Origin of the sequence: Halalkalibacter alkalisediminis (assembly GCF_028610705.1) — a bacterium.
GTDB lineage: Bacteria > Bacillota > Bacilli > Bacillales > Bacillaceae_D > Halalkalibacter > Halalkalibacter alkalisediminis.
Genome location: NZ_JAQQWT010000004.1, coordinates 299843 through 319828, shown reverse-complemented (window position 1 = coordinate 319828; position 19986 = coordinate 299843). Strand labels below are relative to the sequence as shown.

General features: G+C 37.3%; 17 protein-coding genes. 14 read left to right on the top strand and 3 right to left on the bottom strand.

Annotated elements, in window-relative coordinates; translation table 11 throughout:
* Window positions 1-9 precede the first annotated feature (9 nt).
* From PQ474_RS08735 to PQ474_RS08700, 8 genes are all read left to right on the top strand, one after another.
* A complete protein-coding gene (locus PQ474_RS08735) occupies window positions 10-1197 on the top strand; it encodes a CDP-glycerol glycerophosphotransferase family protein (RefSeq protein WP_273842019.1) in 1188 nt (395 codons plus the stop codon).
* Between the two features lie 52 nt (window positions 1198-1249).
* Window positions 1250-2005, top strand: a complete 756-nt coding sequence (locus PQ474_RS08730) for a CDP-alcohol phosphatidyltransferase family protein (protein WP_273842018.1) — start codon at window positions 1250-1252, stop codon at window positions 2003-2005.
* A gap of 155 nt (window positions 2006-2160) precedes the next feature.
* A complete protein-coding gene (tagD, locus tag PQ474_RS08725) occupies window positions 2161-2556 on the top strand; it encodes a glycerol-3-phosphate cytidylyltransferase (protein ID WP_273842016.1) in 396 nt (131 codons plus the stop codon).
* Between the two features lie 136 nt (window positions 2557-2692).
* Window positions 2693-4069, top strand: coding sequence for a sugar transferase (locus PQ474_RS08720; RefSeq protein ID WP_273842014.1), 1377 nt, complete (start codon window positions 2693-2695; stop codon window positions 4067-4069).
* Between the two features lie 174 nt (window positions 4070-4243).
* Window positions 4244-5686 (top strand): oligosaccharide flippase family protein, encoded by a 1443-nt coding sequence (locus PQ474_RS08715; protein ID WP_273842011.1) that lies wholly within the window; start codon window positions 4244-4246, stop codon window positions 5684-5686.
* A 19-nt stretch (window positions 5687-5705) separates the two neighbouring features.
* Window positions 5706-6503: a glycosyltransferase family 2 protein gene (locus PQ474_RS08710; RefSeq protein WP_273842009.1), complete on the top strand. Its 798-nt coding sequence runs from the start codon at window positions 5706-5708 to the stop codon at window positions 6501-6503.
* A 74-nt stretch (window positions 6504-6577) separates the two neighbouring features.
* Window positions 6578-7132, top strand: a complete 555-nt coding sequence (locus PQ474_RS08705) for a CBO0543 family protein (RefSeq protein ID WP_273842007.1) — start codon at window positions 6578-6580, stop codon at window positions 7130-7132.
* 177 nt (window positions 7133-7309) lie between these two features.
* Complete coding sequence (locus PQ474_RS08700) at window positions 7310-7840, top strand: CBO0543 family protein (protein WP_273842003.1); 531 nt, start codon at window positions 7310-7312, stop codon at window positions 7838-7840.
* A 46-nt stretch (window positions 7841-7886) separates the two neighbouring features.
* Here the strand turns inward: PQ474_RS08700 and PQ474_RS08695 are convergent, their stop codons facing one another.
* Together PQ474_RS08695 and PQ474_RS08690 are read right to left on the bottom strand one after the other, a co-directional pair.
* Window positions 7887-8147, bottom strand: a complete 261-nt coding sequence (locus tag PQ474_RS08695; RefSeq protein ID WP_273842000.1) for a glycosyltransferase — start codon at window positions 8145-8147, stop codon at window positions 7887-7889.
* Complete coding sequence (locus PQ474_RS08690) at window positions 8116-9123, bottom strand: glycosyl hydrolase family 18 protein (protein WP_273841997.1); 1008 nt, start codon at window positions 9121-9123, stop codon at window positions 8116-8118. Before PQ474_RS08690 ends, PQ474_RS08695 begins: the two co-directional genes overlap by 32 nt.
* A gap of 179 nt (window positions 9124-9302) precedes the next feature.
* Here PQ474_RS08690 and PQ474_RS08685 point away from each other — a divergent pair, with 179 nt between their 5' ends.
* From PQ474_RS08685 to PQ474_RS08660, 6 genes are all read left to right on the top strand, one after another.
* Window positions 9303-10676: an O-antigen ligase family protein gene (locus PQ474_RS08685; protein WP_273841994.1), complete on the top strand. Its 1374-nt coding sequence runs from the start codon at window positions 9303-9305 to the stop codon at window positions 10674-10676.
* Window positions 10677-10891: 215 nt separating this feature from the next.
* Entirely contained in the window at window positions 10892-11773 is an 882-nt protein-coding gene (galU, locus tag PQ474_RS08680; protein ID WP_273841992.1) for a UTP--glucose-1-phosphate uridylyltransferase GalU, read from the top strand.
* A 15-nt stretch (window positions 11774-11788) separates the two neighbouring features.
* Window positions 11789-13093, top strand: a complete 1305-nt coding sequence (locus PQ474_RS08675) for a UDP-glucose dehydrogenase family protein (RefSeq protein ID WP_273841990.1) — start codon at window positions 11789-11791, stop codon at window positions 13091-13093.
* 309 nt (window positions 13094-13402) lie between these two features.
* Window positions 13403-14164, top strand: a complete 762-nt coding sequence (locus tag PQ474_RS08670) for a glycosyltransferase family 2 protein (protein WP_273841988.1) — start codon at window positions 13403-13405, stop codon at window positions 14162-14164.
* A gap of 64 nt (window positions 14165-14228) precedes the next feature.
* A complete protein-coding gene (locus tag PQ474_RS08665; protein ID WP_273841984.1) occupies window positions 14229-15308 on the top strand; it encodes a glycosyltransferase family 4 protein in 1080 nt (359 codons plus the stop codon).
* A 170-nt stretch (window positions 15309-15478) separates the two neighbouring features.
* Window positions 15479-17602 (top strand): CDP-glycerol glycerophosphotransferase family protein, encoded by a 2124-nt coding sequence (locus tag PQ474_RS08660; RefSeq protein ID WP_273841981.1) that lies wholly within the window; start codon window positions 15479-15481, stop codon window positions 17600-17602.
* Between the two features lie 25 nt (window positions 17603-17627).
* On the opposite strand, the gene PQ474_RS08655 is transcribed toward PQ474_RS08660, so the two are convergent.
* Window positions 17628-19796, bottom strand: a complete 2169-nt coding sequence (locus tag PQ474_RS08655) for a cell wall-binding repeat-containing protein (protein WP_273841978.1) — start codon at window positions 19794-19796, stop codon at window positions 17628-17630.
* Window positions 19797-19986: the final 190 nt, after the last annotated feature.

Below are 19986 nucleotides of genomic sequence, written 5' to 3'. Positions count from 1 at the left end.
TGTATTTCTATGAATGGTCTTAAAGAAAAACTTAAAAAAAGTCCGCTGATGAGGCGGGTGTTTACATTTGTTTTTATCTGTTTATCCTTTTTGCCTGTCAAAAAGAAGTTGATCCTTTTTGAAAGCTTCTCCGGTAAGCAGTATAGCTGTAATCCTCGTGCCATTTATGAATACCTTTCTAGTCAAAACCAGGATTACGAGATGGTATGGAGTGCGAATAAGAATGTAGTGGAACGGTTTAAAGAGGCAGGTGTCCCTTACGTGGAACGTCTCTCGCCGAAGTGGTTTCTGCTTGCTGCTCGTGCAAAGTTTTGGGTGACAAATAGCCGGATGCCGTCATGGGTACCGAAGCCGCGGCATACGGTTTACGTTCAAACCTGGCATGGGACTCCATTGAAAAAGCTTGTTGCAGACATGGAAGAGGTCCATATGCCTGGTACAAGTCGTGAGCAATATATCAGGAACTTTCACAATGAGTCCAAAAATTGGGATTACCTCATTTCACCAAATGAGTATTCAACGGAAATTTTTAAAAGGGCTTTTCATTTTAATAAGGACATGATTGTTTCAGGGTATCCGCGAAATGACGTACTCATTACTCAAAATTCCAATCATGTTATGGCTGATCTCAAACAGAAATTAAAGCTTCCTACGGATAAGAAGATTCTTTTATACGCTCCAACCTGGAGGGATAATGAATACCATGGTCCTGGAAAGTATAAAATTAATTTGCAACTCGACTTTAAAAAAATGCAGGAACAGCTTGGTTCCGACTATATTTTATTGTTACGATTGCATTCATTTGTATCAGATCAGGTGGATCTAAGTGGGTTTGAAGGCTTTGTCTATGATTTCTCAAAGTACCTTGATATTAATGATCTATTCCTTGTCTCTGATGTCTTGATAACCGATTATTCCTCTGTCTTTTTTGATTACGCCAATTTAAAAAGACCGATGATCTTCTTTACGTATGACATTGAAGCTTATCGAAATCAATTAAGAGGTTTTTATTTTGATTTTGAAACGAATGCACCTGGTCCTATCGTTCTATCAACGGATGAAGTCATTACCGAAATCAAAAAAAGCGAAACCCACGACTTAGCGGAAACGTATCATGAATTTCATCAGAAATTCTGTTATTTAGAAGACGGTAATGCGGCGAGACGTGTGGCGGAGAAAATTTTTTTGAATAGATAAACGAGATCGTTCTATTCACTAAAGAGATGATTCAAAGTGAAGGAGACTTTTCATGCAATCACAGTACGGAAAACTGCCAACGACCTTTTTTGATACGAAAAAAATCATAGAATATCGAGAAAAATCTCAAACATACAGCGCGAAAGAGGATTTGTGGTCGTGGTTTGTATTGAGAAGGATTTCTATCTACTTGACCATTGTTCTCATCAAACTCCGATTTACTCCGAATGCAGTCAGTTGGTTGAGTTTAGTCGGAATGCTTTCTTCGGGATTCTTGATGATGATCTCTACACCGCTGGCCTTTGTTTTAGCTTTTTTTGCTTATAATTTAGGGTATTTATTAGATTGTGTCGACGGGGAAATAGCTAGGATAACGAAGAATACGTCCAAAAAAGGCTACTTCATTGATTTGTTAATACAAGCTGCACAATTACCGATCTTCCTTTCGTTTTTATTATCTTTTTTAATTATGACAGAGAGATTGGCTGTTACAACGAGTGAATTGCTTATGGTTTATCTTCTAATTGTGGCCATTATTTTATCGCTTTTAGTTCCCTTATCCTTTCAATTAACGAAAATAAAAGAGAATGAACAGGATCCCGTTAATCGAATTCGTTCTAAATCGATTTTATTTACCTTTGTGGGATTCTTTCTTGGGTTACCAGGTTTTTTTGCAACACTACTCGTTCTGGTCATAGTAGAGTCATTGTTTAGTTGGACAATTGTACCAGCTTATATGATCTTGTTTTTACTTATATTAACTGCTAAAATGGTGGCTAGGCTCTTTTTGACATTAAAAACGTATTAATTTGTCTGTTTCTATCGAACTATGGAAAAAAGTGAAATATAGCAAATCCTGTTGTATTCTAGATATTAATCATGCTATATTAATCTTTGTTAACTTAAACTTTACATTCGGTTAATATTATATATAATTTTTATGAAATATAGGGGGCAACAAAAGTGAAGAAGGTTATAACATATGGAACGTTTGATCTATTACACTGGGGCCACATTAATTTATTGAAACGCGCCAAGGATTTAGGAGATTATTTGATTGTGGCAATCTCTTCTGATGAATTTAACGCTATTAAAAATAAAAAGTCATATCATAGCTTTGAAAATAGGAAAATGATTTTGGAAGCTATTCGTTATGTAGATGAAGTAATCTCAGAGGAAAACTGGGAACAAAAGGTTTCTGATGTTGTCGATCATAATGTGGATGTTTTTGTAATGGGTGATGATTGGGAAGGCAAGTTTGACTTCCTTAAAGATTATTGTGAAGTGGTTTATCTGCCAAGAACTGCGGGTATATCAACATCAAAGATTAAAGATGAACTAAAGATTGTTAATGGTTAGTCTAATAAATTATGTAAATTCATTGAAAGTTTAAGTGAATTTAAAGATTTCATAAATTTTGTGTTAAAATACCCTTAGTTTATAAGAATTAGACTAAGGGTATTTGTATAGAGTCTGATTAATAGGAGTAATGACTATGACAAATATGTTTCCTAAACGCACGTCGCGCTTTATGATCATATTAGTGGATATTTTATTGATTTTGGCTGCGTATTGGGGTGCCTTCACCTTGGCAAGCCAATATATCATCATTCAGCCACGTAATATTGATGCATTAATTGCGATTATTCCATGGGTATTATTTACTGCCGTGTGCTTTATTTATATGTTTGAACTCGACCGGTTAGTGAAGCGAGATCAAACCGAGTTAGTTAGAAAATTAATGGTTGCTTCGGCCTGTATCATGGTCGTGACGATTGCTGTCTCTTTCTTATTTCGTGAATTCGCTCTACCACGTTCCGTTATATTCTTAGCTCACTTCTTTATGTTTGTTTCGTGGTTAACGTGGAAAAGTTTGTTTACTAGATTTAATTGTAAAATGTTAAATGAGAGAGCGGTTTTTATTGGGAATGAAGAGGAATTAGAGTTAATTAAAGTGAATCTAAGAGACTCTAAATTAATTAATCGTAAAAGTGATGTAGCCTGGATTAACCAGGACATCACGTTAAGTGAAATAAAAGAGAACATTTTACCATATGGTTTAGTTTTTATTGGTTCTAGCATGAGGGAGAAAAAGAAGAGTGACATTCTTTATTATGCGATGAAGCAAAAAAAATCAGCTTATATGATTCCAAATACGAACGACTTGTTTATTATGAAGACATCCTTTACAACAGTTGGCGATACGATGGTATTAGAAGTCAAGCCTTTTGAACTGACTACAGGTCAGATATTAGCAAAAAGAATTCTTGATGTTGCGATTTCTTCGATGCTCATTTTGGCAACATTGCCTATTATGGTTGCGACAGCTATGGCCATTAAATTAGAGGACGGTGGACCGTTTTTCTTTAAGCAAGAACGTGTTGGTCAAGATCACAAACCATTTAGCATTTTAAAGTTTCGTTCAATGATTATAAATGCTGAAGCGAAAACAGGGCCAGTTCTTGCGAAGTCTGCTGATAGTCGGATCACCAAGGTAGGGAAATTCATTCGTCGTACAAGAATTGACGAACTACCTCAGCTTTTCAATGTTCTAAAAGGGGATATGTCCTTAGTGGGTCCAAGACCTGAGCGTGAGTATTTTGCGAAGAAGTTCGAGAAAGAAAATAAATGGTTCTATTACCGAAATTCAGTTAAGCCAGGTATCACAGGTTATGCGCAAGTACTAGGATTTTATACAACGAGTGCAGATGCGAAATTAAAGTTTGACCTTTATTACATTAGACACTATTCCATATGGTTAGATATTGTTTTATTATTTAGAACTGTGTTGGTTGTCTTAAACAAAACACAGGCAGAAGGCCAGCAAGAAAAAATGGCGAAGCAAGCTGTGCTTAAACGTGTGAAGGCTTAATAGCATTCGAAAGGAGTGGGGATTTCCTCATTCCTTTTTTTGTTATGGATGCAGGGAGGTTGTTTGATCTCAAAGAGAGTTGAGTAGGCGATTTTTTTCTGGAAATGGAGGTTGCCACCTTCGAAAAAAGGGGACAATGTTGGTAAGAGTACCTGCACGGAAAGAGGTTTTTTTATGCTGGCTAAACATGCTTTTTATTATTTTATCTCGCACGGGTTACCTGCTCTGATTAGCTTTGCAAGCATTGCGATTTTTACTAGGCTTCTTACACCAGAAGAGTATGGGATTTATGCTCTTATTTTTGCCATTGCAGGCTTAATCAATGCCGTCGTTTTTGAATGGTTAAAATTTAGTTTAATTCGGTATTATCCTAAATATAAAGACGATTCGAACTTCCTAGAAACAGTCAAAATCTCCTTTTTGGGACTTGTTTTAACCTCAACAGTAGTAGGACTTATCTTTTATTTAACGTTTGAGCAGTTATCATTTGCCTACTTAGTCCTTTGTTTAGTCCTGTCATGGAGTCAATCTTGGTACGGGATCCATCTTTCTTTGTTAAGAGCCCAATTAAATCCGAAGTCTTATGGGTATTTGTCTTTTAGTAGGGTTGCGCTTGGATTAGCCCTTAGTACTTCGTTGATTCTTGTTGGCTTAAATGAGGTTGGCTTGTTGATTGGGATGATCGCAGCATTTTGGTTAACCTTACTTGTGCCTACGTTAAAGGTATGGAAAGTAAGGCCGAACGTTACTCATCTTGATCATAATATGCTAAAGGGTTTTGTCAAATACGGCTTTCCTTTAACGATTACCTTCTTATTAACGGTGGTGATACATAACTCTGACCGTTTAATCATTGAGTATTTAATGACAACAAGTGATACAGGGGTGTATTCGGTTACCTATGATTTAACTCAGCAAACGATTTATACGTTTATGATGGTGATTAATTTAGCGGCTTTCCCGATTGCGATCAAGGCACTTGAGGAGAAGGGGGAAGAAGCTGCTTACGGACAAGTGAAGAAAAATACAAGTCTTATTTTTCTCATCTCCATTCCGGCGGCTTTGGGAGTGATGATCTTATCAAGTAATTTCGTTCATTTATTTCTTGGTGCGGAGTTTAGAGAACAGGCGATGATGCTCATCCCTTACATCGCGATTGCTGCGGTTCTGCGCGGCTTCAAAATCTATTGTGTGGATATTGTCTTCCATTTAAAACAGGAATCATCTTTGCAAGTGATTCCAGTAGTAGGGGCTGCCATTGTTAACATTGGTTTGAATTTCTTGTTCATTCCTGTCTATGGAATAGAAGGAGCGGCTATTGCAACCCTGGTTGCTTATGCGCTAGCGATCGTAATGAGCTGGATAATTGTTCATGTCAAAATTAATCCATTGCCCTTTCCAACAGGCGATTTTTTCAAGATTGTTTTGGCTACACTAATAATGGGATTGGTGATCTGGCCGTTAAGACATGAGGTAGGAGTGGCTACGTTTATTTATCAAGTAGGTATGGGCGCCGTTGTGTATGGCATTAGTATTATTGTGGTTAATGCTTTAGGGGTTAGAGGAGTTCTTAAACAGGTGTATGTAAGCAAAATAAAAGGTAGGTTTCATGCTTGAGCTTGAGAGGAGGAGATGGATGACGATCAGTGTCGTAATACCAACACTTGGAAAAAGAGAAGCTGAGCTTTTAAGACTATTTAACAGTTTGGCCAATCAGACGATTTCTCACTTCGAGGTCGTTATCGTATCTCAAGCTAATCATGAGATCGTGAGTAGGCTTTTGAATCAAGTTCCTTTTTCATATCAGCATATTCGTATTGATCGGTTAGGTCTATCTCATGCTAGAAACATTGGCATGTCCTATATAAAAAATAACATTGTCACGTTTTCTGATGATGACTGCTGGTATCATCCGGGAGCCTTTAAAGAAGTAATGAGTTACTATGAGACGCACGACTCAGATATTGTCTGCTATCAAATTTACGATCCTGAGTCAAAGGAGTATTATAAGACGTATTTAGATTACTATCAGCACCAGATTCGAAGAAGAGATTTATTTAGGAAATCCTCGATCGAATTTTTTATTGATGTCAGTAAAGTAGATCAAAGCTTAATGGTCTTTGATGAGGACTTTGGTTTAGGGGCTAAATATCCGAGTGGAGAAGAAAATCTCTTCCTATTCAAGATGTATCAAAAAGGCTATAAAATAAGCTATGTTCCAAAGATCATCGTATACCATGCTAAACCTCCCATTCAATCGAGATTAAATTACCAAACCTTTGTTAGCAAGGGGCCTTTATTTAAAAGGATGTACAACACCCCCATTGCTTTAACACTGTTAACCGGTTTGTTCTTTAAAAAACTCAAACATTTAGAAAGACCGATTTTATATTATAAAGATGCTGTGAAGGAATTGTTCTTTTATCAAAAATAGAATCGATCCGACTCAATTGAACGTATGTATGAGAAAACTAACACACATGATAACCTAAAGAGGAGGTGTGTTAGTTGAAGGAACATTCAAATTGGAGCGATGTAGTAGAGCTGCAAGCTAAATTAATGGAAGCGTGTATGGATCACTGGTTCAATGAAAATTTATTAACCTTTGGTTGGTGGTTTCTTCTTATCAGCATGGTTGCATTTGGTGTTGCCTGGTGGTTTTTATTAGATAAGTCTAGGATCACAGAGATTTTATTATATGGATTTATGATCGCGATCGTCGTGAAGACACTAGACACTTTAGGTGTTGCTTTTCTATTCTGGGGATACCCTAATAAATTATTTCCAGTCATTCCTTCAATTATTGAAATTGATATTGGACATCTGCCCTTTGTTTATATGCTTATTTATCAGTACTTTCGTTCATGGAAGTGTTTTTTTGCGGCAATGACCATCACAGCATCGATTTTTTCATTTGTGTTTGAACCGATTGCTGTATGGTTGGGGATCTATCAATTATACAAATGGGAAAGTATCTATTCCTTTCCTATCTATATTGTAATTGGTGTGTTTTTAAAGTGGTTAATGATGAAGGTAAAGCAACTTGAAGAAAAACATATTTAATCGTTTCTCTTGGATCGTTCAATGATTTTTCTTCAAGATTTTTGATGCTTTAGGGAATTAGGAAATGATAAGGCTATTTATGAGAATGTATTAATATTATCCTTTTTTAGACACACACTATTTATATCAAAATATGTGTGTTTGTTTATTAATGATGTTAAAAAGGATGAATTCCATATGCATATACTTACAGCAATCATTAGTATTCTCGCTGTTATTGGTTGGGGGGATTGGAGGAATTGGAAGAAGTATCATGATACGTTACTATTTTTTGCTCTTGGCAATCTAGTCTATAATTTCTTAACAGCCAATTATTTTTTATGGCGTATGCATTCAGACCTTATTTCCAATCATACTCTTACAGAAATGATCTATACCTTTATCGTATTCCCAGCTACCGGAATCCTCTTTTTAGGCAATTACCCTAAAGGAGCCATTAAACAGATTTTACATACGTTACAGTGGATTTTCATTTACGGCATTTGGGAGTATGTGTTTACTTTAACAGGACATATTGAGTATCAGTATGGATGGACGTTTGGTTGGTCGATTTTCGCCCTTTTTCTCATGTTTTCTCTACTGAGATTGCATGTCAAGCATCCATTGTTAACCTATGTGTTGTTTGCGCTCGTATCGGTAGGCTTTCTCTGGTGGTTTGATGTACCTGTTCATTTGCCAGTTGAAGAGAGGGGTTATTATCGACAATAAAAATGGTGAAAAGTAACGATCATGAACCGAGTGCCAAGCGCTCGGTTCATGATCGTTTATCTAGCAATCCGTTATACCACTGTACCAGCTTGTCCTTTTCTGTGTCCCAATTTAAACGCTCATGAATGATTGTTTGACCATTTCTCCCCATTTCCTTTGCTTGTTCTGGGTTAGCGATTAAGAAGTTAATGGCTTCTTTGACTTCCTCAGGATGATTGGGATTAACGGCAATCCCGCATTTGTACTTTAAGACGAATGCCTTCCATGATGGGAAATCAGAGCATAAAATCGGGATGCCAGCTTTCATATACTCGAAGAACTTTGTGAGGGGGTGTCATCACGGAAGAGGTTCGAAAAGAGTTTTGATAGAAGAATACGACAAAGAACGCTTGAGTAAATCCAAGCGTTCTTTCGTATGTCCATTCTAGTCGATTATTTAATGGTGTTGGCAATATCACTCCGAACAGCTTGATTGATGGCGCTTGTCCCACCGGACAACCGTTAAAGCTTTCATCATAGGCCATTAACATCAGATAATCGGAGTGCTCGGCTAATTTCTTGTAGTCATAACTGCCGTGCCAACCAGTTTGCCAGCCGTTCGGATTAGCTGCTACAGCTACAGAAACTTCTTTATCTGCAGGCAGCTTTTCTCTTAGTAATCGAACTAAATCGGTAAAGCTGTCACGGTCAAGGTGAGTGACATTTTCAATATCAACATTAACCCCATCTAAATTATGTTTGATAATCGTATCCGCGATCTGTTGTGCTAAAACCTCGCGATTATTCAAAGCTGCTCTTCCTAACTCACGGTCCCAATGGTTACTTAAAAAGGGAACGACTCTCACTCCGCGATTTTTCATCTCTGCAATGAAGGTAGGATCAAACTGCCAAGATAATTTTAACGTACCATCTGGGTTGAGATCGAAATAACTAGGAGCTACAACTTGAAGATTTCCCTTCGTGCGATCGACATAGCCAATTTGCGCTTGAGTCGATCCAAAAAAGAGGTACGACATTGTAAAATCAGCAGCTTCAACCTTTTTATCATTCATGGGCACAGAGACTAGCAACATCGACCCTGCCATAATCGAAACCGTTGTCATTTGTATATTAGGAAAAGCCTTTCTTGCGTAGTCGAGTGCAAGCCTGTCTATTCGTTTTCTTTTTTTCGTATCTTGAACTTCAAATTCAGCTGAGAACTCTGTTAATTCAGGGTTAAAGGATAAGAAGAGATGGAACTCATCTCCTCTTATTTCTAGCTTTGCTTTAGTGAAAAGATCCATACGACCACCTTCTTTTCTAGCTTCTTACACTTCTTAATATAAACAACCTTGAAATGGATATCCCGAGAAACAACTTTCCTTCTCATTTAGTTATGAAATGGTTAATTATGGGGAGACTAAGCCATGGTGTCTATTTTTGAACCCTTTCATAAAGAGATTAGAAACAAAGGAGAAACCCGATGATTAAAACATTGCCGAATATGACTTTTGCGTTCCTCTTTTTTTTATGCTTATTAATCTTTAAGCCAGCTCCTGGTGTTATATTAGGTCAATGGACTGTTAATGTGATTGCTTTAGCTGTACTTGCCCTGCTAGGGGTATATTTGTGTTTCATTTATTTCAAACACAGAGGACCTATCACAAGTTACGGGATAACGTTCTCTGATTGGAGTGATCATCCAATTCCTATCTATTTGTTAGTAAGTAGCTTTTCCCTTATCCTCTCAACTTTATATGGAATGAGGGTTTCACCAACACTCACGTCGTTACAAGATCTGATTGAATTACATAGATATTTCTTTTATTTCTTCTTTTTTATTCTTGCTTTGAATATTCGTATAACCGATCTAAAAAAATTATTGTTGCCAGTTGGGATGATCATTTTAATCGTTGAGTTATTTGGAGTCATTCAGTTCTTTAATCTTTTTAATGTGAATAACCATATTGGTCTATTTTATACGATTTCAGAGCGTCACTATCACATGATCATTCGTCAACAGAGAATTCCTAGTTTTTTTCTTAATCCTAATATGTATGGATCTTTTCTCGTGATCGTAGTTGGATTACTGCTTGCCTACATAACGTTTACGAAATCCTTTAAAAAGCGGATCCTCTTGCCTTTACTTATGCTGACTTTTATGAGTGTATTTTTCACAACATCAAGAACGGCTGTCATTACGGTTGCTGGGTTGATTGTCTACTGGACCTTATTTTCGCTTATGTTTAATCGAGGTCATTGGAAGCGAACGATTCAATTAGGGCTAGCCACTTTCTTTTTATATGGAGCATTAGCGGTGGTCCTGATTCCACAGATTACTTATTTGGACTATGCGGCAGACCAAATCTTTGAAAACATTGGTAACCCTTATGGAAAAGGCGATGATGAAATTGGCCCTCCTAAAATAAAGTTTAAAGAATCGATTGGGACTATTAGAACGTCTGTAGACTCTGTTAATAGCTTTAACAATCGGTATGAGTATTGGAGAATGAATTTGGAAAAATTTAAGGAACAACCTCTCTTTGGGCATGGTCCAATGAAGTCAGGTGAGTTTGTCGCCTTTGCTGATAATTCCTATCTCTTTATCCTCGCACGCTATGGAATAGTTGGTTTATTGATTTTCCTTGCTTTTTATTTGTATATCTACATGAGGACGACTGTCGTTATTAAGCGAAAGGAAGGTAGTGATTCCAAGCAGATTTTGGCTTTGGCGATCAACTTGATTCTTGTTGGATATGTTGTCATGGGGATGGTAGCGGAGGTTTGGTTTAATTTACAGTCGATGACGATTTTATTCATGATGATGGGTTTGTTATATAACGAACATCTTAAGTGACATTAAATAGGTATGTTTTTAATTTATGTTAAAAAATAGTGCAATGCCTACAAATAACTCGAAGAAAGACCGTCTGCGGTCTTTTTTTGTTTTTAGAGTTGGCTTCTTAACATAAAATCAATGATGGATCCCAAGTTCGTATAAAGGAATGGTCATGACCCGAGCAAACTAAGAATACGTTTTAATATGGAGTTGTTAAGTTAGGGGTGAAATGCTTGAAGGTAAAAAAAGCCATTATACCTGCAGCTGGCTTAGGAACAAGATTTTTGCCGGCGACGAAGGCGCAGCCTAAAGAAATGCTGCCGATTGTCGATCGACCGACGATTCAATATATTATTGAAGAAGCCGTTGAATCGGGGATTGAAGATATTCTCATTGTGACAGGACGCGGAAAAAGGGCGATAGAAGATCACTTTGATCGTTCTTTTGAACTTGAAGAAAGTCTTTTAAACAAGGGAAAGGTAGAAAGTTTAAGAGAAATGAGACATATTTCAGAGATGGCCGATATCCATTACATTCGGCAGAAGGAACCAAAGGGATTAGGGCATGCGATATGGTGTGCTAGGAAATTCATTGATAACGAACCGTTTGCGGTCATGCTTGGAGATGACGTAGTCGTGAATGAGGGAGATCCTTGTTTAAAGCAACTGTTAAACCAATTTGAAGCCACAAATTCTTCTATCATTGGTGTTCAAGAGGTAAAACCGAGTGAACTCTCAAAATATGGCGTCATTAAACATAGCGCAAATAAATGGAACAACCATTTATATAAGATTGAATCATTAATTGAAAAACCAACGATGGAAGAAGCTCCGTCCAATTTAGCCATTATGGGGAGATATGTGTTAACACCAGAAATATTAACGATTTTAGGAAGGTTAGAGCCAGGAAGAGGGAATGAAATTCAATTAACCGATGCTCTAGAGGAGTTAACGAAGAAGCAAGATCTATTTGGCTATCACTTCTCAGGGAAGAGATATGATATTGGCGATAAGCTAGGTTTCATTCAAGCAACGTTGGAGTTTGCTCTTATGAGAGAGGATTTAGCAGATTCTGTAACGACGATGTTAAAAGATATTGTACGTAAGCTTGATTAAAGGTGGTGATGGAAAGTGAAGATTTGCGTCATTGGTACGGGTTACGTTGGGCTCGTTTCCGGTGTTTGTTATAGTGATAAAGGGAATCAAGTTACTTGCGTTGATATTGATGAAGTAAAAGTGAATCATCTTAAAAAAGGGATTGTACCTATTTATGAACCTGGCTTAAAAGAACTTATGTTGAAAAATGTAAAAGAAGGCCGTCTTCACTTCACTTCTCAAATACGTGAGGGAATGGAGGGAGCCGAGCTTATTATAATAGCAGTTGGTACACCAGCAAAAGAGAATGGAGAGGCAGATCTACGTTATATTAAAGCTGCGGCACGCTCGATAGGTGAAAACTTAACAGACTATAAAGTGATTGTGACTAAAAGTACCGTCCCGGTTGGCACAGGCCAGATTATTAAAAAAATGGTCAGCGATACAGCGGGACACTCTAATTTTGACATTGCTTCTAATCCGGAATTTCTTCGTGAAGGGTCAGCGATACAAGATACATTTCAGATGGAACGAGCTATTTTAGGGATCGAATCAGATAGAGCAGAGAAAGTCTTGCAAAAGCTACATGAGCCGTTTCAAACAAAGATTGTCGTTACGGATGTTGAGACGGCTGAAATGACGAAATACGCAGCCAATGCTTTTTTAGCGACAAAGATAAGCTTTATTAACGAAGTGGCTAACCTATGTGAAGCAACAGGGGCTAATGTCGAGAAAGTGGCAGAGGGAATGGGCTATGATCAACGCATTGGAAAAGCATTTTTACAAGCCGGAATTGGCTATGGAGGTTCTTGTTTTCCAAAGGATACTCAAGCATTAGTGAAAATGGGAGAAAAGGCAGGCTATCGCTTGAAAATTGTTCCTGCCGTAGAAGAAGTGAACAAGGAACAACGTTTACGATTCATTGAAAAATTACGCTATGCCTTTGGCAATGAAGGACTTAAAGGAAAAAAAGTGGCAGTGCTTGGACTTGCATTTAAACCGAATACAGATGACATGAGAGCAGCCCCTGCTGTAGACCTTGTTCCTCGACTGGAGCAGGAAGGAGTCGACGTTGTTTGTTATGACCCGGTTGCAACAGAGAAAGCTAAAGAAGTAATCAAGAATCTACAAGCGGCAGCGACTCTTGACCAGGCAGTAAAAGACGCAGACGCCATTTTAATCTTAACGGATTGGCAAGAGTTCAAAGAAATGAATGTAAAGCTTCTAAAATTAGAAATGAAGAGGCCGATCATCATTGATGGGCGTAATCTGTTTGATCCGATCAAACTAGGGAAGCTTGGTTATTATTATGCTTCTGTTGGAAGACCAATTGTCCAATAGGAGAAAGAGTATTTAAATTAAATTGTCCTTCTCACATTTATGAGGGTGGCCAAATGAACTAATGAGATTCTGATTAGTCATTAGGCTCACCCTTTTTTTGTTTTAGAAAACTCACAAATAAACGGTTAATAAATCCTGTAACTGTAAATACTTTCAATACAAAGTAAATCGGATAGGACATCACCATTTAGTCCAAATAGGAAAAAAAGATAGATGAAACAGTGTAAAGGCTTGTTCATAAAAGGAATACTGAATTCGTTTGGGACAAGCTTTATTCATAATGATTTTTTTTAAAAGGAGTTAAGCACCATGTCATCAGCAACCGAGAAACCTTTAGTTTCGATTGTAACACCCGTGTATAATGCTGAACGATTTGTTACGGAGACGATCCATTCTGTAACGGCACAGACCTATTCAAATTGGGAGCTAATAGTAGTCGATGATTGCTCCAATGACCAAAGTAAAGAGATCATTCGTAGCTTTCAGGAAAAGGATGATCGAATCAAGTATGAATGCTTAGAAACCAACATGGGTGCTGCTGTAGCCCGGAATACAGGAATAAAAAAAGCTGTTGGAAAATATGTAGCTTTCTTAGACAGTGATGATTTGTGGCGCCCTGAAAAGCTTGAGAAGCAAGTAGCTTTTATGGAAGATGGACAGAAGCTCTTTAGTTTTACAGGGTACCAACTTTTAAATGAAGATGGCTCAGAACGTGGAAAGGTGATTTCTGTACCAAAGGTGGTAACGTATGAGTCCTTGTTAAAAAATACAATTATTGGTTGTTTGACGGTTATGTTAAACATCGAGGTATTAGGGAAGGTCCAAATGCCAACAATACGAACGAGACAGGATTTTGTGCTTTGGTTATCGATTTTGAAAAATGGACATGTCGCATATGGACTCCAAGAAGACCTCGCCTGGTATAGAAAAGTAAAGAATTCAATTTCGAGTAACAAGCTAAACGCAGCCAAACGAAATTGGAAGATCTATCGTGAATTTGAAAATCTTCCTTTCTTCAAAGCTTGTTACGTTTTTATTAATTACGCATGGAATGGCCTAAGGAAAGCATAGGGGCTTCGGATGGGGACATCTTTCTTTCGGGTGTGCTGCGATATGGAGAAGGAGGAAGTACAAAATGCTATATTATGTATTAGGGCTTCTAGTGGCATTTGTCGTCTCTGTCATAACGTTGCCATTCATCATTCGGTTTTCAAAAAAATACGGTTTTGTTGATCAGCCAAACAGCCGAAAAGTACATAAAGAAGTTAAACCACGCCTTGGTGGAATCGCGATCATCCTAGGAACGATAGCTGGTTGTTTGATATTAATGCCACAAAGCGAATACATGGTTGAAATTATGATTGGAGCTGTGATCCTGGTTATAACGGGAATTGTCGATGACCGTTATGCGTTAAGTGCTAAAGTTAAAATCATTGCCCAAATCGCTTCAGCTGTGGTTGTTGTTTCCTCAGGACTCAGAATTGAGTACGTGTCGCTTCCGTTTATTGAACATCTTGAATTTGGGATTTTAAGTTATGTGGTAACGGTTTTTTGGATTGTTGCGATTGTGAATTCCATTAATTTAATTGACGGCTTGGATGGTTTAGCTGGTGGTGTTGCGACCATCGCGATCATAACCATATTAGTGATGGCGTTGTTCAATCCAATTGCCCAAACGACTGTCATTGCTTTTTCCGTTGTGTTAATTGGAAGTACGGTTGGGTTTTTATTTTATAATTTTCATCCAGCTAAATTATTTATGGGTGACACAGGCTCGTTATTTCTTGGTTATAGCATCGCGATTATCTCGATATTGGGCTTTTATAAGAGTGTAACGGCCCTTAGTTTACTTGTACCATTAATCATCTTAGGGGTACCGATTATTGATACTTTTTTTGCCATTATTAGAAGAGCCTTAAACAAACAAAAGATCTCTGCACCGGACAAAGGCCACCTTCACCATCGATTATTAGAAATGGGATATGGTCACCGTGAAACAGTGATGATTATTTATGGGATCAGCATATTATTTAGTGTGGCGGCACTTGCTCTATCTAATTCTGCTTTTTGGGGCTCCTTAATTATCATTACGGTCTTAATGGTCAATATCCAACTATTCGCCGAATTTATCGGATTGATCGGAAAAGAAAGGGCACCGATCTTAAAAGCAGTTAAGAAACTTTCTCTACTTACGCAATCTTTAAAGAGGGATTAGGTTTGAAACGATCATAAAGGTGGAATAAGAAAACAGATCCTGTTTTCTTATTTTTGTTATGGGAATAACTTGAAAATTCAAAGCACTGACTATAGAATAGATTAGATATTGCTTTTACTCTTAAAAGAAGAGTTAGGTGGAACAGGTAAAAGGTGGTGTCTAGATCGATTATGCTAACAAACTTTTTTCCTCAAGCTAGAAAAAAACATCGTAGCGCCAAAACGAAAAAACGTTTTATCATGATACAAGATCAAGCGATTATTCATATTCACGGTTTATTCTCAAATATAAGTTATCAAACCAATGAGCTTATTATGCGTGCACGAGGGAGTAAAAATGATATTAAATTAGGCGAGTGCGAACGATCTCATCGGTTTAGTTTCAGGATCGATTTACGAAAGCTTATTTCTAGATTGCAAGTGAACGAGAAGCGAATGTATGATTTCTATATTAGAGTTTCCGTTGATAAAGAAATTCTAAGCGAGGAAGAGATTGACGAATTACCAAAAGGAGCCCAGTTTATAAGGGATAAAAATAAAAGCGAAAAAGTGGAGTATTGCATGCGCTTGGGTGAATTCGAACAGATGGTTCTGAAAAATGTAGAATTATACACTTATAAGGACCAAAGAGGATTGATGTATGTTACTCAAAAAGGAAATATATCATTTGCTTTTAATAAAGAGCCTAATACGATTAAAAGAACATTAATTTATCAAATTGATTCGAAAAGAAACGTCTTACATATAAAAGGGAAGTTATTTACACGAAATTCAAAGCTATTGAAAGGTACTGTTTTATTAAAGGCAAGAGGAACGGGTAAAGAAATCGAAGTCCCTTTTACGTCCCATTTTCTGAAAAAGGAAACAGAGCAAAATTACGGATTAAATCGGTATCAGTACCATGTTGCCCTTAAGTTAGATCAGATTAATCATTTCGGCATCCTTGACGAGGACACATATGATGTTTATTTAAAACTTACTTTACACGATCACAAAAAGGCAAAAATGGTCCGATTAAGAAAGCCTACCTACCAAGCTAAATATCTAGCTAATGAAGGGTACGGATATCATAAAGACAGAGTTTCAGTGGTAAATCCTTATTTCACATTTAAAAAATCTAATTTATCTCTAGAAGTTGTTCATTTTTCCAAGAGTACATTTCGTTTTTTAAATCTTGTTACACAATGGGCTTGGCTACTGAGGAAATTGTTCGCAAGACGCGATGTTTGGTTAATTGGTGAACGTACCTATAAAGCTCAAGATACGGGCTATCATTTTTTTCGTTACATGAGGGAAAATCATCCAAGAAAAAAGGCTTATTATGTCATAGACAAAGATTCACCTGAACGAGCAAATGTTGATAAATATGGCAATGTCATATACTTTAAAACAAAGAGCCATATTTGGAAGACGATTATGGCCACCAAAGTTTTGGCTTCGCACCATCCCAACTATTTGTACCCGATTCGCACAAGAAAGTTTAGTAGCAAAGTTCACGCGTTAAAAGTGTTTTTGCAGCACGGAGTTATGGGTACAAAAAATATGGTATCGAATTATGGGAAACGTGCCAATGGTTTTGAAGCAGATTTGTTCTTAGTTAGTTCTGATTTGGAGAAAAAAATGATTATCAATGATTTCGGTTATGAAGAGAACGAAGTAGCTGTAACTGGACTTTCGCGCTTTGATAGCTTGTTTGAAGGGGATCTTCCATTAAAAAGACAGATTCTAATTATTCCGACTTGGCGTGATTGGATTGGCGATCATCTAAATCGCTTTTTAGAAAGTGAATATTATAAGCGTTACAATGAATTGATCCATCATAGCCGTTTAGAACAATTAGCCTCCAACTACTCCTTTGACATCATTTTTTGTTTACATCCAAATATGCAAAAGTATACACCATACTTTAAAGATGCTCGTGTTAAAGTGATTAATCAAGGCGAAATGGACGTACAAACATTGCTGAAAGAGAGTATGTTCATGGTTACGGATTATTCCAGTGTCGGATTTGACTTTAGTTTCTTACAAAAACCAGTTGTGTATTATCAATTCGATCAGGAAAAGTTTATTGGGAGTAGACCGTCTCATTTGAATCTAGAACGAGACTTACCAGGAGAAATGACGAATCAAGTAGATGATTTGCTTGATTTGATTGAAGACTATGCAAAGACCGATTTTAAAATGAAGGAAACCTATGTAAAACGATCGGAGAAATTTCTGAAATATAAAGATCAACAGTCTAATAAGCGAATTTATGAAATTATACAGTCAAAAAAAACAGCACGCCAATCCTAATGGATGACGTGCTGTTTTTTTATGATTAGTCAACTAAACTTCTAATTTGACCATACACATTATGGGTAATAACTAAATGTCCACCTAGTACATTGACATCGCCATACTTGCTAGTAGTCAGGTTCGTACTTGTTGTAGAGTGGATAGATCTTGTACCATCCACAAGAATAACTCCAACATTTTCTTTTGCAGCTAAAGCCGCTCCGGAAAGGGCATCCTCATGACGCTCGGATGTAGCTACATAAACTTTGTTCGTATTAGGTTTGAAATAGTTAAATACGGCAATGTTTGTATCAAAACGAGTAGCACCTTCAATTCGTTTTGGACTTGGAAGGTTCTTAGCCACACTTTCTGAAATAGCCAGTGGTCCGCCAATAATAAGTGTTTCTTTCGCATTTAATTTCTTTAAAGCATCTTGAGTAGCTTTAGGTACTTGGCTTGTATTTGCTAGTAAAATCGGAATTCCATTGACCCCGGCATATGAAGCAACAGAAAGGGCATCCTGGAAACGGTTATCACTCACAATAATAGCTTGATTTGAACCATTCGGAGCCACTTCATTAGCGATTAAAGCAGCCGTATCATGCATATTGTTCCCTGCAATTCTACGAACATTGGTTACACCACTAATTTTTTTGATCTCGTTTACAACGTTATCGGAAATAGCCAATGGTCCACCAAGTACGATAACTTGTTTAGCGCCTAATCGACTAATTTCATTTTTTGTTACGTCATCTAGACGAGTTTGTCGAGATAATAGTAAAGGTGCATGATGCTTTGCTGCTAATGGAACACCAGCTAAAGCATCTGAGAAGCGATCTCCACGTGTAATAATGACGACATCTGACTTATTCCAGCCCTCTTGACTGATAAGAGCAGAAGTCGCATACGCATTAGCACCTTGAATCCGCGATACCTTTGTTTCTTTCACGAAATCTCCTGATAACCAACCTGTGCGGTTGTTTACTCTGACCTGGTACCAGTTACTACTGTTCTTTTGCAGGATCTCAAGATCTTGGTTTGCCGCAATAGTTGTAATTAACGTATTTGTTGCCACTCTTGGTTCCGAACGTAAGTTGACGTTTGCAGTCGTATAACCTTTTTTCAGAGCCGGTTGAGTTTCAGTTGGTTTACTGTTCAGAACAGAATAGTTTGGTGGAGTACCTGGTTGATTCGTATATCTTGGAATATCATAAGATAGTGTATAATTGCTAACCATACCATAGAGATTAGCCATACGAGTCGTCTGCTTTACAGCCCAACCAATATCAGTTGCATATTGATGAGTAGCAGGATTTGCTGGATTCCACTTCATTTTGTAAAGTGTGTCCTGCCCACGATTCAAATAGTTACGGGCAACAAATTCAGCCCCACCAACAATGGCTGCTTCTGGCGTGAACCAACCTTGATCATAAGCATATTGGGCCCCACATGTATGTGGACAGCTATCAAAAGCTCCAATTCCATACATATTATAAACGGTTTTTCCTTGAACTTCGACACCTCTAGCAAGACTAGATAAACCATTACCAGTCTCTAATAATGCATGTGAAATTAAATAGATTTCATTTACCTTATGGGTGTTTCCTGCATTAATAAACGCTTGTCCGGTTCCTTTTAAAGCACCTTTATCAAACAAGATCTTATCATTCAGTTCCTTAGCATTTAATCCAGCACTTTCTGATAGTTTCAAGAATTGAAAGAAAGGATTTGAACTTGGTTCGAAATTATTTGGATTAAGATAATATTCGATATCAGCTGGACTTGCATTTACCCAAGTCTTGTTGTAACCAATTTGGTACCAAATGTAGCCATCTTGTCCTCTAGTAGAACCTAAGACGGTTAAAGTGTCGCCACTTTTCACTTGACCTACTTCCCAAAAATGGGTCCCTGCGCCACCTCTAACTCTAACATTCGTTACATTTCCAGTACTCGAACGATTAACAGTTCCTGACTTTGGATTACTAGGATTATCAACAGTTAAAAAATCTGATCGAATAAATGTGTCATATTTTTTGTCGGTTTGTCCTTTTGCATCAACTTGCCTTTTTAATGCATCGGCGAAAGTAATATCATAGTTCGTAATCTGATATGTACTAGCTTCTACTGATTGAAAAGGAATACTAGCAATCAAAAGTAAAGCAATTAAAAATGGCGTGCTAAATTTAATTAGTTTACTTAGACGAATTTTCATTACCTCCTAACTATTAATATATGTTGTGAACCTTAGTTTAATAGTAAAAATAAGACTCGTTATCTATTATCGTGGATTTTCGTCAAAATGTTAAGTGATTTTTTGAGGAAATAACTCTTTTTATGGATTATTATGTAATTAAAAGTAGAAAAATGGGCTGAACATCGTGGTTTTAGGAAATGTGTAAACT